Source organism: Candidatus Marivariicella framensis, from assembly GCF_982709265.1.
This window is the reverse complement of the sequence record NZ_CEXPNT010000002.1, coordinates 71,765-86,722: the sequence shown is the minus strand read 5'-3', so window position 1 is coordinate 86,722 and position 14,958 is coordinate 71,765. Positions and strand designations below refer to the sequence as shown.

Genomic DNA, 14,958 nt, shown 5'->3' with positions numbered 1-14,958 from the left:
TATATCTTTTGGTGATTCGAAAATTGCTAAACAAATTGGGTATATTTGGTTTTTAATTTTAGTTATATGATTAATCTTATATTATTCGGAAAACCTGGATCTGGAAAGGGAACACAAGCAGAATTCTTAAAAAAAAATTATAATTTAGTTCATATATCTACTGGCGATTTATTTCGAAATAATATTAAAAATAAAACTCAACTTGGTCTTTTAGCTAAGTCTTATATTGATAAAGGAGGTTTAGTTCCAGATCAAGTTACTATTGAAATGTTAATAAATCAGGTTAATATAAATCATGATGTTAATGGTTTTATTTTTGATGGTTTTCCAAGAACAATTTCGCAAGCTGAGGCATTAGATTCTTTTATGAAATCCATTAACATGAAAATAACAGCCACTATTTCTTTGGAAGCTGAGGATTCTATTCTAGAAGAACGATTAATTAAAAGAGGTCAGTTAAGTGGAAGAACCGATGATCAAGATATTGATAAAATCCGTAATCGCTTTAATGAATATAACACAAAAACATCTCCATTAAAAAAATATTATAACTCCATGAATAAATTGTTTAATATTAATGGCATTGGAACAATTGATGAAATAAAAAATCGATTAATTAATTTGATTAATCAAATTAAATAAAATGACAGAAGGTAATTTTGTGGATTATGTAAAGTTAAATGTAGACTCTGGGAATGGAGGAAAAGGCTCAATTCACCTTCATAGAGAAAAATTTATCACCAAGGGTGGACCCGATGGAGGTGACGGAGGAAGAGGAGGGCATGTGATAATTAGAGCTAATTCTAATTTATGGACACTATATCACTTTAAATTTAAGCGACATTTTTCAGCAGGTCATGGAGAGCATGGCAGTAAAAATAGAAGTTCTGGAGCTCAAGGTCAGGACATTTATGTAGAGGTGCCTTTTGGAACAGTTTTTAAAGACTCAAATACTAATGAAACGCTATTTGAGATTACAGAAAAAAAACAAGAAGTCATTCTTCTTGAAGGTGGATTAGGAGGTCTGGGTAATTGGCACTTTAAATCTTCTACAAGACAGACTCCAAGATATGCACAGCCAGGACAAAAAGGAAAAGAATTGGCTGTAACTCTAGAACTTAAAGTTTTAGCAGACGTTGGATTAGTGGGCTTTCCTAATGCTGGAAAATCAACATTATTAGCTGCTGTAACTGGAGCAAAACCAAAAATTGCTGATTATGAATTTACAACACTTAAACCAAACTTAGGTATTGTTCCTTATCGTGATTTCAGATCTTTTGTAATTGCAGATATCCCTGGTATAATTGAGGGAGCGGGAAAAGGAAAAGGATTAGGGCATTATTTTTTGAGACATATAGAAAGAAATTCAATTTTATTATTTACGATTCCATGTGATTCAAAAGATGTTAAAAAAGATTTTGAAATTTTAATAGCGGAATTAAAGGAATATAATCCAGAATTATTAGATAAAAATTTTGCAATTGCATTAACTAAGTGTGATTTATTAGATGACGAATTATTCGAGGAGTATAAAATTGAAATGAAAAATTATTTTGATAAAATTCCACATTTTTTAATTTCATCTATCTCAAAAAGAGGACTTGACCTTCTCAAGGATGGTCTTTGGAATCTTTTAAATGAAGTGAAATAATTTGAGGTGCAAAAAATCCATTTTATTTCAGCTATAGATAAACAGACTATAAGTCTAGCAACTGCTCTTAAAAATATTGATTTTGAAGTGTCTATTAGTGAAGAAAACATTTCATTGAGTTTGAAAGAAAATTTCAAAAAAAATAATTTAAACTTTTATGAAGGATGGCGCCCTAATAATATAACTAAAAACATTGATTTTATTATATTGGGTTCTAATTTAAATAACAATAATTCAGAATTTGTAAGAGCTGAAAGTCTGAAAATTAAGATATTTTCTATTACACAGTTTATTAACTATTTTTCAAAAGAAAAAACTAGAGTTTTAGTTGCTGGAAGAACCTATGGGAAAACTTCTATAATATCTATTATTTTACATGTTTTAAAATTTCATGATTTCTCTTTTGATTTTATTATCAATAAAAAAGTTTCAGCGTTTGATTCTTCAATTCATTTATCTAAAGAGAATGATTTTATAATTATTGAAGGAAATGAAAACATTTTACCTAAAATTGATAATTTATCTAAATTTGAATTTTTTAATCCTCATTTAGCAATAATAACATCTATGTTTTGGAAACATGTTGAAAGACATTCTTCTTTTGAGGGTTATAAAAAGTATTTTTCTTTATTAATAGATAATATAGTCCCTGGAGGAACTTTAATTTATAATGAGAATGATCATCAAACAAATAATTTAGTTAAAAATTCAAACCATACTATTAAAAAAAAGAGTTACTCTAGTCCAAGAAGCGTTATTTTTAAAGGGGTTGTTAATTTACAAACAGAAGAAGGGAATTATCCATTAATTTCTCACAATGACTATAGTCTTATTAATATTGGAGGAGCGCTATGGGCATGCCAACTCATAGGAATTTACCAATCTGATTTTTATGAAGCTATAATTAGCTACCAAGGAGATTAAGTAATGATAGTAAATCCTTATTTTAGCTAAATCTAAAAATTTCTTTTAAAATGCTTTTGGTTTATACCCCTAAAATAACTCCAAGGATTCGGTATGTTTTTAAACATATTTTTTTCAGGATGCTTGAATTAGAAATTAATTTGACTGGATCTGTTGAAGATTTTGTAGCACATAATGGACCGAAATTCTCCTATTCAAATAAGCCTTTGGGTAATGAGTTATTTTTTTATTCAACAGCATTTTTAATTGATCAAGGAATTCAAGATATTTCAATTAATGTTTCAAACACTGAAAAGTATCCTATTTTTTTTCAAGTTAATGCTGAATCAGCTATGCCATTTGATATTTTTGCAGCAAGTTTTTATTTAATAAGTCGTTATGAAGAATATTTACCTCACTTAAAAGATGCTAGTGGTAGATTCTGTTTTGAAGAAAGTATAGCGTTTAAAAATAATTTTTTAGATAAGCCAATTATAGATATATGGGTAATTGAATTAGCTGAAATCATAAATATTAAATTCAAAACCACAATAAAAGAATCAAAAAAAAATAAAAATATAATTCCAGTCTTTGAAGTTTCTGAACCATATATGTTTCAAAATAAATCAATTTTTCTATCATTTTTCCAAGCACTAAATTCAATTTGGAATTTAAATTTTAAAAATTTGATTAATCAAGTTTATGTGTTATTTCGTCTTTCAAAAGACCCATACTTGGAGTATGATTTTATAACAGATCAGTTTAACAACATCAAAATTGATCTTCTTGGTTTTTTCAGATATACCCAGCACAGTATTGATATTGGTGCTATTTCAATTTTCAACTCTTCATATAAATTATTAATTAAAAATATTTCGGATAAAATTTTCATTAGTTTATTGGTTTCTTCTTTTGCTCAAAAAAATATAAAAATTCTAAAAAATGAAATGAAGAATTTAACAAAGCTAACGCATAGAAATTCTCAAAAAGTTAGACTTAATTTAGGAATTTTATCAATTTCAGAAATATACCCAATGTTGGTTCAAAGTGAAGTTTTAGAGGATTATAGTATGGGTTACATTGATCAAATTGGTTATAGAGCAAGTACTTCGATCCCATTTTATTATTATGATTTAATAAATGAAGTTCAAAGCTCTCTCAAGGTTTACCCTGTTGCAATCACTGAATTTGCTTTAAGGAAATTATCAGTTAAAAATGCTTTTGAAGTTATGAAAGAATATCTTTTAAAACTACCTCTAGAAAATTCAATATTTTGTTTTGCTTTTACCCCTAAACTATTATCACAATCTTCAGAAAATCTTTTATGGCGTTCCTCTTTTTTAAAGTTTATTAATGAAATATGAAATTTATTAATCAAGTAAATACAATTTTTTTTGATTTAGATCATACTTTATGGGACTTTGAAAAAAACTCCTCCTTAGCTTTTAAAAATATTTTTAATAACAGAAGCTTTCCTTTTTCTCATTCAAAATTTTTAACATTTTATATTCCAATTAATCATAAGTACTGGGACTATTACAGTGAAAATAAAATAAGTGCAGAACAATTAAGGACAATTCGTTTGAAAGAAACTTTTAAAGCCTTAAAGTTTAATAGTACTGCAAAATTTATTGATGAAATTTCTTGTGAATACATGAAAACTCTTCCTACACAAACTTTTTTATTTGAGGGAGTTATTGATTTGCTTAAACATTTAAAGCCAAAATATAATTTGCATATAATTACAAACGGATTTGAAGATGTTCAGTATATGAAATTAAAAAATTCCAAAATACTTACTTATTTTGATAAAATTATCAATCCAGAAAATTCTTTAGCAAAAAAACCTAACAGCAAAATTTTCAACTATGCTCTAAGTCTTGTTAAAGAAAACCCTAAAAACTGCTTAATGATAGGAGATGACTTTTTTGCAGATGTTATGGGAGCCCTTAACGTTGGTATGAATGCAATTCATTTCAACTCAACTAATGAACCCAAACATGAAAAATGTACAATCGTAAATTCTATAAAGGAATTACATAAATTATTAAATTAAAAATATGGATATCAAAAATTATCAAAAAATAGTTGATGAGTGGATTTCTAAACACGGTGTAAGATATTTCAACATTCTAACTAATATGGCACAATTAACAGAGGAAGTAGGTGAGGTTGCTAGAATAATTTCAAGAAGATATGGTGAGCAAAGTGAGAAAGAAGAAGATAAAAATAAAGATTTAGGAGAAGAATTAGCTGATGTTGTTTTTGTAATTATGTGTTTAGCAAATCAAACAGATATAGATTTACAGAAGGCATTTGACAAAAAGCTTAAATCGAAAACAAAAAGAGATAACAAACGTCATCGTTTAAATAAAAAATTGAATTAGTAAATGAATATCAAGTTATTATATAAGCCAAATAATTTTTCAGGAAAAATATATATTACAGGCTCTAAAAGCGAATCAAATAGATTGCTTCTTTTACAAGCAATTTATCCAAATATTAAATTAAATAATGTTTCTAATTCGGATGATACTAATATGATTATAAATGCTCTTAAGTCTTCTAAAAAAAATATTGATATTCATCATGCAGGAACTGCTATGAGATTTTTGACTGCATATTACGCATTTAAGTTAAATAGTGATATTGTATTGACGGGGTCTGAAAGAATGCAAAACAGACCAATTAAAATTCTTATTGATGCTTTAAAAGATTTAGGAGCATTAATCGAGTATCAAAAAATAAATGGATTTCCTCCAATAAGAATTAAAGGTTCAAAGCCTTTAAAGAGTTTTGTAAAACTGTCTTCATCTACTAGTAGTCAATATGTTTCTGCTTTAATGCTTGTTGCTCCAAAAATATTGAATGGTTTAACAATCGAATTGTCTGGTAAAATAACCTCGTTACCTTACATAAAAATGACCGAGTCACTCCTGAAAAATATAGGAGTAAAAGTTGAGTTTGAAAATAAAAAAATAAAAATATTTAATAAAGAAACAATAAGTAATCAAACAATAACTATTGAGTCAGATTGGAGTTCTGCGTCATATTTTTATAGTATTGCTGCTTTATCTGAACGCTCAATAATTAGATTAAATAGTTATAAAAAAAAATCTTTACAAGGCGATGATTGTCTAATAGAAATTTATGAAAAACTTGGAGTTTCTTCCAAGTTTGAAGGGGATACTTTAGTTATTGAAAAACTATCTGATTTTAAAAACCCAAAACTTATTTCCTTAAACTTAATTAATTCTCCTGACCTAGCACAAACAATAGCGGTAACTTGTATTGGGTTATGTATAGATTCTGAATTACACGGACTTCATACTCTAAAAATAAAAGAGACAGATCGTTTAAGTGCATTAAAGAAAGAATTAACAAAGTTTGGAGCCGATGTTCATACAACAGAGGAAAGTATTCATGTTAAATCTTCAAAAAAATTAAATCAAAATATTAAAGTCTCCACATACCAAGATCATCGAATGGCAATGGCATTTGCTCCTCTAGCTATAAAAACATCTTTAATGATTGAGGATGCCAGTGTCGTTAATAAATCATACCCAGATTTTTGGAATGATTTACATAAAATTGGTTTTCGATATGTTTGAAATTAATATAATTTGATATTTACTTGACTTTGCCTATCTCAGGATAGTATATTTGCAATTCAAAAAATAAATAGAAAATGAAACTAACTAATTTTAATTTTGAACTTCCTGATTCTTTATTAGCTCAACATCCAACTCCCATTCGAGACGAGTCTCGTTTGATGGTTTTGGATAGAAGTAATGGAAAAATCGAACATCACACCTTTAAAGATGTGATCAACTATTTTGATGAAGATGATGTTTTTGTTTTAAACAATACAAAGGTTTTTCCAGCTAGATTGTATGGAAACAAAGAAAAAACTGGAGCTAGAATTGAGGTTTTTTTACTCAGAGAGCTTAATACAGATCAGCGATTGTGGGATGTTTTAGTTGATCCAGCTAGAAAAATAAGAATTGGAAATAAGTTATATTTTGGTGAAGATGAATCACTAGTTGCTGAAGTTATTGATAATACAACATCTAGGGGTAGAACATTACGTTTTTTATTTGATGGCACATACTCTGAATTTAGAGTAAAGTTAAATGAGTTGGGACAAACACCTCTCCCAAAATATATAAATCGAGCTATTGAAGAGCAAGATAAAGAAAGGTATCAGACTATTTATGCAAAACATGAGGGAGCAGTTGCAGCTCCAACTGCAGGACTCCATTTTTCAAAGCACCTTCTGAAACGTCTTCAAATTAAAGGTATAAATTTAGCAGAATTAACTCTTCATATAGGATTAGGCACATTTAATCCTGTTGAAGTTGAAGATCTTTCAAAGCATAAAATGGATTCAGAAGAGTTGATTATTGAAGACGAAGCGGTTGATCTTGTAAATACTGCTCTGAAAAGTAAAAAAAGAATATGTGCTGTTGGAACTACTGTAATGAGAGGACTAGAAAGCTCTGTTTCTTCAATAAAAACCCTAAAGCCTCACGACGGTTGGACTCATAAATTTCTTTTTCCACCTCATAAATTTTCCATTGCAAACTGTATGATAACAAATTTTCATACTTCAAAATCTACACTTTTAATGACGGTTTCTGCATTTGCAGATCACGATATGATTATGAATGCCTATAATGTTGCAAAAAAAGAAAAATATAGATTTTCATCTTATGGAGATGCTATGCTTATCCTTTAGTAAAAATGGAAAGTCAAGTCAAACAAGATATAAGGGCTCTCTCATTAGAAGAATTAATATCTTTTTTTGAAAGTATTGGTGAAAAAGTTTTTCGAGCTAAACAGGTTTATAATTGGTTATGGAAAAACAATGTTTTTTCCTTTAGTAAAATGACAAATATTTCTAAAACTACTCGAGTAATTTTAGAAAAAAAATTCATAATTAATAATATTTTAATTGACCTTCAACAAAAAAGCAAAGATGGAACTATAAAAAATTCTGTAAAACTGCACGATGGTTTATTAGTTGAATCAGTTTTAATTCCAACAAAAAAAAGAATCACAGCTTGTATCTCTTCTCAAGTTGGATGTAGTTTAGATTGTTCTTTTTGTGCAACTTCTCTCCTAAAAAGGATGAGAAACCTTAATCCAGATGAGATTTATGATCAGGTTGTTGCTATAGATAAACAAAGTATGCTTTATCATAAACGGTCTTTGACAAATATTGTTTTTATGGGAATGGGGGAGCCATTAATGAATTATAAAAATGTTTTATTAGCAATAAAAAAAATTACTGAACCAGAAAGCTTAGGAATGTCTCCTAGGAGAATAACTTTATCTACATCTGGAATTCCTAAAATGATAAAAAAATTAGCTGATGATAAAGTTAAATTTGGTTTAGCTATTTCTTTGCATAGCGCTAGACAATCTATAAGAGAACAAATAATGCCTTTTACAAAAAACTTTCCACTTGATGATTTAATGGATTCACTTCTATATTGGTATAAAAAAGTAAATAAGTCTGTGACTTTTGAATATATTATTTGGAAAGGTATTAATGATCAAAATGAAGATATTGTATCATTAATCAACTTTTGTAAAAAAATTCCTTCCAAAGTAAATTTAATTCAATATAACTCGATTGGTAATTCGAAATTTATTCAGGCTTCAAAATCAAAAATAAATGAATATAAGAATGCATTAGAAAAAGCTAATATTACAGTTACAATAAGACATTCAAGAGGGCAAGATATTGAGGCAGCTTGCGGTCAGCTTGCTAATAAGATTAATGAATTTTCCAGAGCTCAATAAAAGTCTATTTCATATGGTTTATATTTGAAATATGAAAATAACTGAGCGTATTAAATTACCAATTTATAAAGAGATGGAGCTCTTTGAAAAGAAATTTTCAGATTCTATGTTGTCAAAAGTTGCTCTTTTAAACCGTATAACTCATTTTATAGTAAAAAGAAAGGGGAAACAGATGCGACCCATGTTTGTTTTTCTTTCTGCTAAGCTATTGTCAAAAGAAAGTGAAGTTGATGAGAGAACATATAGAGGAGCTGCGGTAATTGAGTTAATTCATACTGCAACTTTAGTTCATGATGATATAGTTGATGATAGCAGTCTGCGTAGAGGTTTTTTTTCCATCAATGCTCTCTGGAAAAATAAGATTGCAGTTTTAGTTGGAGATTATCTCCTTTCTAAAGGTTTGCTTCTTTCTATAGAAAATGAGGATTTTGATTTATTAAAAATCATTTCTGTAGCAGTTCGTGAAATAAGTCAAGGTGAGTTGTTGCAACTTGAAAAATCAAGAAAACTGAATATCACTGAAGATATTTATTTTAAAATTATCAAACAGAAAACAGCATCACTCTTAGCTGCGTGCTGTGCAGTAGGAGCTAAATCAGTGAATAGCTCTGAGGATGAAGTTCTTAAACTTCATGAGTTTGGGGAATTGATAGGGGTTGCTTTTCAGATTAAGGATGATCTTTTTGATTACGGAGAAACTAAAATTGGAAAGCCTACAGGGATAGATATTAAAGAAAGAAAATTAACATTACCACTTATCTATGCAATTAATATTGCAGAACAAAAAGACAAGAAATGGATAGTTAATATTATTAAAAATAAAAATAATGACAAAAAAAGTATAAAAAAAGTTATTGATCAAGTTGTGAAATTAGGGGGTGTCAAATACGCTTCTGACACCATGTATTTGTATAAAAATAAAGCGCTTAAGGTTTTAAATAATTTTCCTAAAAGTGAATATAGAGATTCTCTAGAATTAATGGTTAATTATGTTGTTGAGAGAAAAGTATAAATACTATACTTTTTTATACTTTTATGAAAAACCTAAAGGTGATAAATAAAAGTACGATTGATCAAGTTTATGAAGCTTCCAGAGTCGAGGAGGTTATTGGTGATTTTGTGTCATTAAAAAAGTCAGGAGCAAATTTTAAAGGACTCAGCCCTTTTACAAAGGAAAACACACCAAGCTTCATGGTTTCGCCTGTAAAACAGATTTGGAAAGATTTCAGTAGTGGAAAGGGCGGAAACGTTATAGCATTTATAATGGAACATGAGCATTTTACTTACCCTGAAGCGATTCGTTATTTAGCTAAGAAGTATTCCATAGAAATTGAGGAAACTCAGCAAACTGAAGAAGAAAAGCTGCTAAATGATGATAGGGAGAGCATGTATCTTCTTTCAAAATATGCTTCTGATTTTTTTGAAAAATCATTATGGGATTCAGAGGAGGGAAAATCAATTGGAGTTACTTATTTCAGAGAAAGAGGGTTTAGTGATCAAACTATAAAATTTTTTAAACTTGGTTATTCTTCAGATAAAATTGATGTGTTTTCAAACGATGCTCTAAAAAATGGATATAAAATAGAATTTATGATCAAAACAGGTTTGGTCATTTCTAATGAAATTCAAAAAAGTAATGTGGATCGTTTTAGAGGAAGAGTGATTTTCCCTATTAGAACTATGTCAGGGCGCATTCAAGGTTTTGGAGGAAGAACCTTGTCAAGTTATAAAAAAACTGCAAAATATATTAATTCACCTGAAAGTGATATTTACTATAAAAGCAAAACCTTGTATGGTTTATATGAGGCTAAACAATCTATAGCAAAAGAGAATTGTTGCTATTTAGTTGAAGGATATACAGATGTGATTCAAATGTATCAATCTGGTATAACAAACATTGTTTCATCATCAGGAACTGCTCTTAGTTCTGACCAAATTAGATTGATTAAAAGACTGACTTCTAATATTGTAGTTTTGTTTGATTCAGATCCGGCTGGAATAAGAGCTGCTTTAAGAGGTGTAGATTTAATTTTAGAACAAGGTATTAATGTTAGAGTCTGTACTTTTCCCGACGGTGAAGATCCTGACAGCTTTGCTAAGAGTAGTTCTTCTTCTGATTTAAAAGATTTTTTAATTAATAATGCAAAAGATTTTATTCAATTTAAAGCTAAACTCTTACTTCATGAATCTGAAAATGATCCTATTAAAAAAACATCTACTGTAAGAGATATGATTGAAAGTATTTCTAAAATTCCAGATATAATTCAGCAAGAATTTTATTTAAAAAGCTGCTCTGAAATCATGGATGTAAGTGAAGAGGTTTTGTTTAGCGCTTTTGCTCAAGAAAATAATAAAAAACATAGAAATAAAAATGTAAAAAAATATCAACTTCCTCAAACAGTTCTCAAAAAAACAACTCCTTTAAAAAAAATTAATGATTTATATAATCTAGAAAAACAAATCATTTCAATTCTTTTACAATATGGGCACATAGAAGCTGAATATGAGGATATTGTTGTTAAACCAAATGAAGAAGGAGTGCTAATAGAAAGTTTTGAAAAAATTAAATCTAAGGTGTATGAGAAAATTTTTCTTGATTTACAAGAGGATGAAATTGAATTGGCTGACCCTATTTTCAGAAAACTATTTTCCCAGCTTATTTCAGCATATCAAACAAAAGCTGATTCTGCAATAAACAAATTAATTTTTTCTAATAATAGTGATTTAAATTTGGTTGTAACTGATATAATTATGGAAACTGAAAAATATTTCTTGCATTCTTGGGAAACAAAAAATATTTTTGTTAAAAGTAAAACTAAAGATATTGGTCAGTTAGTTAGTGAGACTATTTTATCATTAAGGAAAAATTTAATTAATGAAAAAATTAATGATTTGAAAAGTGAACTTGTTAAGGATGAGTCAATCAACAACAAAGACTTATTAGAGGATATAATGAATTATAATTCATTAAAAAAGATTGTATCAAATAAGCTTAATAGAGTCCTATAAATATTTTTTTGGAATATTGCATACTGGAATTGGCAACATCTTATGTTTGTTTTGAGAGTTAAGTTTTTGATATATTTTTCTTGTCTTAACTTCTTTTTCGGTTAGATTATTATCAGGGATTTTTCTTTCAATTAATTCCATTGCCTTTTCTAAGTCTTTATAGCTAGCTCCAATTTGATCTTCATCTGTCCTTCCGTCATCCCAAAGACCATCAGTGGGTTTTGTAGTCAAAATACTTTTTATTATATTTAAATGAGATGCTAATGAAAAAACTTCCGATTTTATTAAGTCAGCTATTGGGCTTATATCTACTCCTCCGTCTCCATATTTCGTATAAAACCCTACTCCAAAATCTTCAACTTTATTCCCAGTACCAGCTACTATGCATTTATAAGACCCTGCAAAATAATATAAAGTAGCCATTCTTAACCTGGCTCTTGTGTTTGCTAGGCTAAGCAAATCTAGTTTCCCTCTTCTTTCTATTTCAATCTCATCTTTGAATGTATCAAACACATTTGTGAGAGAATGAGAAAACGACTTAACATTTTCATGATTAGAGGTAAGCCATTTTATGTGATCTTTTGATCTAGAAATTTCATTTTTATTTTGATGAATTGGCATTTCAATGGCGTGAACTGGAAACTCAGTTAACGCACATAATGTTGAAGTAAGAGCAGAATCAATTCCACCTGAAACTCCTACGACAAAACCTTTTTGTTTTGAGTTAACAAGGTATTCTTTAAGCCAATTAACAATATATTTTTTTACTTTTTCAGGAGATTTCATTTAATAATTCTATTATAGAGTGTAAGTTTGTGCAAAGATAAAAATTTGAAAGCTAAACTCAATTTGAAAAAGTATCGTTTTACAACTTTTCTTTTTTTTACTATATTTTTATTAAATATAAGGTGTAATAATATTAATAATAAAGAAACTAAAGTTAACTCTATTGAAGTTAAAGTTAAGGTTGATCGATTTGATGAAGTGTTTGACACTTTATCTGAATCAAATATTTCTAACATAAAGAAAAAATATCCTTTTTTGTTTCCTAGTAATTATTCAAATACTTTCTGGTTAAATAAGTCTAATGACACCTTATACAATTTGCTGAAAAAGGCTGTAACTAATAAGTTTAAAGATTTTAACGAAATCGAGGATGACATGTCTCACTTTTATAAACATTTAAAATACGAGTTTCCTCAAGTTAAAGTGCCCAGAATTATTTCTGTGATTAATAATGTTGACTATGAAAATAAATTAATATTAGCAGACACGTTACTTATAATTTCAATTGACTCTTATTTGGGTGCAAATCATAGTCTGTATGATGGAATCCCTCTTTTTGTAAAGAATGGTATGGATATAAATTATTTATTGTCAAATATTGCAGAAAAATATGCCAATAAAACAATTATAAAACATTCAGAAAGAAATTTTTTATCTAAAATGATATTTTACGGAAAGCAATTATATTTTAAAGACATAATAATGATGCATAGTAGTGATGCGGTTAAAATCAACTATTCCGAAGAAGAAAATACTTGGGTTAATAAAAATGAATTATTTATATGGCAATATATTATTGAAAAACAATTATTATATGATACAGACGACAGGCTAGATGATAGATTTCTTCTTCCAGCACCTTTTTCGAAATTTTATCTAGAAATAGACAACGATTCTCCGGGTAGAATTGGCCAATGGATAGGCTGGCAGATAGTAAGATCATATTCAGATGAGTTTCCTGATGCTGAGTTGTATGAAATATTAGATCTTCCAGCAGAAGAATTATTTAATAAATCAAAGTACAAACCAAGAAGAATATGGCAGTAAAAAAACAAGCCCCAATTACAATTAATGTTAGTTTAGATGAAAACAAAATACCTGAAAGTATAAAATGGTCTGCTCCTGATGGAGGAGTGAATAATCAGGAGGCTATGGCTATGCTTTTAACTTTTTGGGATGGAGAAAGTAAAGAATCTCTTAGAATGGATCTTTGGGTAAAAGAGATGCCTTTAAATGAGATGAAACAGTTTTTTCATCAAAGCTTGATTAGCATGACCAATACATTTCATAGAGCAACTCAAGATGAAAAGATGACTTCAACAATGAATGACTTTTGTGATTATTTTGCTGAAAAAATGGACTTAAAGTAATTTTATTTTAAACCGTTAAGTTGGTCGATGTATATTAAAACATCTTTAATGCCGTTTTTTTTTGCGGCAGAAGTAATAAAATGAACTGGAAAAGAATTCCATTGATCATTCATTTTATTAAAATAATTTTCAATATTTATTTTTATTTTATTAGGTTTTAATTTATCTGATTTAGTAAAAATTATCGAAAATGGAATTTCTTTTTCCCCTAGCCAATACATGAAGTCTAAATCAATAGGTTGGGGTTCGTGTCTTATGTCAATTAAAACAAAAGCAGAAACCAATTGCTTTCTTTCATTAAAATATTCAGTTATAAACTTTTGAAATATTTTCTTTTGGGTTTTTGATGTTCTTGCATATCCATAGCCAGGCAGATCAACCAAATGCCAACTATTATTTATCAGAAAATGATTTATTAATTGAGTTTTACCAGGTCTCGAGGAAGTTTTAGCTAATGATTTTTTATTACATAAAGCATTTATCAATGAAGATTTACCGACATTAGATCTACCTATAAAGGCATAGTCAGATAAATTATTACTGGGACATTTATTAACATTCGAATTACTTATTAAAAACTCAGAGCTTGTAACTTTCATAACTCAAAATCTCTTTTTTTGAAGCCATTCAAAAACAAGGGTGTTAAATTCATCTGGATGTTCCATCATTGGTGCATGTCCACAGTTGTTTATCCAAATAAGACTTGAGTTAGGAAGAAGGCTGTCGAATTCTTTTGCAACACTGGGAGGGGTTACACTGTCCTGTTTACCCCAGATTATTAATGTTGGATTTTTAATATTTGGAAGATCATTAGCCATATTATGTCTAATGGCACTTTTGGCTATAGTTAGTGTTTTAATTAATTTATTTCTGTCATTAACTGTTTCAAAAACCTCATCAACTAGTTCTTTTGTTGCAATTTTTGAATTAAAAAACACTTCTTCTGTTTTTGTTTTAATATAATTATAGTTACCGCGTTTTGGATATCCATCACCCATAGAGTTTTCATAGAGACCCGAACTACCTGTAAGAATAAGTCCAATAACCTTTGGTTTAAATATTTTGGCAAAAAATAGGGCTATATGTCCGCCTAAGGAATTTCCAAGAAGGATAACAGAATCTAATTTTTTATACAATAAAAAGTCATTTAAGTATTCTGCAAACGCCTTTACAGTTGTTTCAAGTATTGGTTTGTCATATAAGGGAAGTATTGGCATTATAACCTTATATCCTTTTTGTGGAAAATACAACAATACTTTATCAAAATTACTCAGTCCTCCCATCAATCCGTGCAGGATTATTATTGGCTGCCCTTCTCCGGATTGAACATACTTAAATGAGTTCTCTTCTATTAGATTCAAATGATTCATTTTCATGTTCTGAATTGACAAATATATTCAATTAGTTTCCAATATAGCACTTTAATTGAAT

Annotated in this window: 15 protein-coding genes and 1 pseudogene; 13 read left to right on the top strand and 3 right to left on the bottom strand. The window is 28.6% G+C overall.

Features of this window, described 5'->3' with window-relative positions:
• Positions 1–54: 54 nt before the first annotated feature.
• The 11 genes and pseudogenes from AC34EU_RS01355 to dnaG all read left to right on the top strand — a co-directional run.
• Positions 55–642 (top strand): annotated as a pseudogene (locus tag AC34EU_RS01355) (adenylate kinase); the annotation flags it as partial.
• Position 643: 1 nt separating this feature from the next.
• Complete coding sequence (gene obgE, locus AC34EU_RS01350; RefSeq protein WP_487533165.1) at positions 644–1,651, top strand: GTPase ObgE; 1,008 nt, start codon at positions 644–646, stop codon at positions 1,649–1,651.
• 6 nt (positions 1,652–1,657) lie between these two features.
• Positions 1,658–2,575 carry a Mur ligase family protein gene (locus AC34EU_RS01345; RefSeq protein ID WP_487533166.1) on the top strand — a complete coding sequence of 306 codons (918 nt, stop codon included), beginning with the start codon at positions 1,658–1,660 and terminating at the stop codon, positions 2,573–2,575.
• A 50-nt stretch (positions 2,576–2,625) separates the two neighbouring features.
• Positions 2,626–3,918 carry a DUF7033 domain-containing protein gene (locus AC34EU_RS01340; RefSeq protein WP_487533167.1) on the top strand — a complete coding sequence of 431 codons (1,293 nt, stop codon included), beginning with the start codon at positions 2,626–2,628 and terminating at the stop codon, positions 3,916–3,918.
• The gene (locus tag AC34EU_RS01335) at positions 3,915–4,610 is read left to right on the top strand and encodes a YjjG family noncanonical pyrimidine nucleotidase (protein WP_487533168.1); all 696 of its coding nucleotides are present in this window, start codon (positions 3,915–3,917) and stop codon (positions 4,608–4,610) included. The genes AC34EU_RS01340 and AC34EU_RS01335 overlap by 4 nt, the downstream gene beginning before the upstream one ends.
• A 4-nt stretch (positions 4,611–4,614) precedes the next feature.
• The gene (locus AC34EU_RS01330; protein WP_487533169.1) at positions 4,615–4,941 is read left to right on the top strand and encodes a nucleotide pyrophosphohydrolase; all 327 of its coding nucleotides are present in this window, start codon (positions 4,615–4,617) and stop codon (positions 4,939–4,941) included.
• A gap of 3 nt (positions 4,942–4,944) precedes the next feature.
• A complete protein-coding gene (gene aroA / locus AC34EU_RS01325; protein WP_489666527.1) occupies positions 4,945–6,165 on the top strand; it encodes a 3-phosphoshikimate 1-carboxyvinyltransferase in 1,221 nt (406 codons plus the stop codon).
• 77 nt (positions 6,166–6,242) lie between these two features.
• A complete protein-coding gene (queA, locus tag AC34EU_RS01320; protein WP_487533172.1) occupies positions 6,243–7,292 on the top strand; it encodes a tRNA preQ1(34) S-adenosylmethionine ribosyltransferase-isomerase QueA in 1,050 nt (349 codons plus the stop codon).
• A 5-nt stretch (positions 7,293–7,297) separates the two neighbouring features.
• Complete coding sequence (gene rlmN, locus AC34EU_RS01315; protein ID WP_487533174.1) at positions 7,298–8,362, top strand: dual-specificity RNA methyltransferase RlmN; 1,065 nt, start codon at positions 7,298–7,300, stop codon at positions 8,360–8,362.
• A 31-nt stretch (positions 8,363–8,393) separates the two neighbouring features.
• Positions 8,394–9,374, top strand: a complete 981-nt coding sequence (locus tag AC34EU_RS01310; protein WP_487533176.1) for a polyprenyl synthetase family protein — start codon at positions 8,394–8,396, stop codon at positions 9,372–9,374.
• A gap of 23 nt (positions 9,375–9,397) precedes the next feature.
• Positions 9,398–11,371 (top strand): DNA primase, encoded by a 1,974-nt coding sequence (gene dnaG, locus AC34EU_RS01305; RefSeq protein WP_487533177.1) that lies wholly within the window; start codon positions 9,398–9,400, stop codon positions 11,369–11,371.
• Here dnaG and nadE read toward each other — a convergent pair.
• Positions 11,366–12,157, bottom strand: a complete 792-nt coding sequence (gene nadE / locus AC34EU_RS01300; protein ID WP_487533178.1) for an NAD(+) synthase — start codon at positions 12,155–12,157, stop codon at positions 11,366–11,368. The two genes, dnaG and nadE, sit on opposite strands and share 6 nt — an antisense overlap.
• A gap of 45 nt (positions 12,158–12,202) precedes the next feature.
• On the opposite strand from nadE, the gene gldB reads away from it, so the two are divergent.
• Both gldB and gldC read left to right on the top strand, forming a co-directional pair.
• The gene (gene gldB, locus AC34EU_RS01295) at positions 12,203–13,204 is read left to right on the top strand and encodes a gliding motility lipoprotein GldB (protein ID WP_487533179.1); all 1,002 of its coding nucleotides are present in this window, start codon (positions 12,203–12,205) and stop codon (positions 13,202–13,204) included.
• A complete protein-coding gene (gldC, locus tag AC34EU_RS01290) occupies positions 13,195–13,527 on the top strand; it encodes a gliding motility protein GldC (RefSeq protein WP_487533180.1) in 333 nt (110 codons plus the stop codon). Before gldB ends, gldC begins: the two co-directional genes overlap by 10 nt.
• Before the next feature lie 2 nt (positions 13,528–13,529).
• Here the strand turns inward: gldC and yihA are convergent, their stop codons facing one another.
• Positions 13,530–14,126: a ribosome biogenesis GTP-binding protein YihA/YsxC gene (yihA, locus tag AC34EU_RS01285; RefSeq protein ID WP_489666573.1), complete on the bottom strand. Its 597-nt coding sequence runs from the start codon at positions 14,124–14,126 to the stop codon at positions 13,530–13,532.
• A gap of 3 nt (positions 14,127–14,129) precedes the next feature.
• A complete protein-coding gene (locus AC34EU_RS01280) occupies positions 14,130–14,897 on the bottom strand; it encodes an alpha/beta fold hydrolase (protein ID WP_487533182.1) in 768 nt (255 codons plus the stop codon).
• Positions 14,898–14,958 lie beyond the last annotated feature (61 nt).

Bases quoted from the DNA above. Each gene is read 5' to 3' on its own strand.
- obgE (WP_487533165.1), top strand. From the start codon at position 644: ATGACAGAAGGTAATTTTGTGGATTATGTAAAGTTAAATGTAGACTCT.
- AC34EU_RS01340 (WP_487533167.1), top strand. From the start codon at position 2,626: ATGCTTTTGGTTTATACCCCTAAAATAACTCCAAGGATTCGGTATGTT.
- AC34EU_RS01335 (WP_487533168.1), top strand. From the start codon at position 3,915: ATGAAATTTATTAATCAAGTAAATACAATTTTTTTTGATTTAGATCAT.
- AC34EU_RS01330 (WP_487533169.1), top strand. From the start codon at position 4,615: ATGGATATCAAAAATTATCAAAAAATAGTTGATGAGTGGATTTCTAAA.
- aroA (WP_489666527.1), top strand. From the start codon at position 4,945: ATGAATATCAAGTTATTATATAAGCCAAATAATTTTTCAGGAAAAATA.
- queA (WP_487533172.1), top strand. From the start codon at position 6,243: ATGAAACTAACTAATTTTAATTTTGAACTTCCTGATTCTTTATTAGCT.
- rlmN (WP_487533174.1), top strand. From the start codon at position 7,298: ATGGAAAGTCAAGTCAAACAAGATATAAGGGCTCTCTCATTAGAAGAA.
- AC34EU_RS01310 (WP_487533176.1), top strand. From the start codon at position 8,394: ATGAAAATAACTGAGCGTATTAAATTACCAATTTATAAAGAGATGGAG.
- dnaG (WP_487533177.1), top strand. From the start codon at position 9,398: ATGAAAAACCTAAAGGTGATAAATAAAAGTACGATTGATCAAGTTTAT.
- nadE (WP_487533178.1), bottom strand. From the start codon at position 12,157: ATGAAATCTCCTGAAAAAGTAAAAAAATATATTGTTAATTGGCTTAAA.
- gldC (WP_487533180.1), top strand. From the start codon at position 13,195: ATGGCAGTAAAAAAACAAGCCCCAATTACAATTAATGTTAGTTTAGAT.
- yihA (WP_489666573.1), bottom strand. From the start codon at position 14,126: ATGAAAGTTACAAGCTCTGAGTTTTTAATAAGTAATTCGAATGTTAAT.
- AC34EU_RS01280 (WP_487533182.1), bottom strand. From the start codon at position 14,897: ATGAATCATTTGAATCTAATAGAAGAGAACTCATTTAAGTATGTTCAA.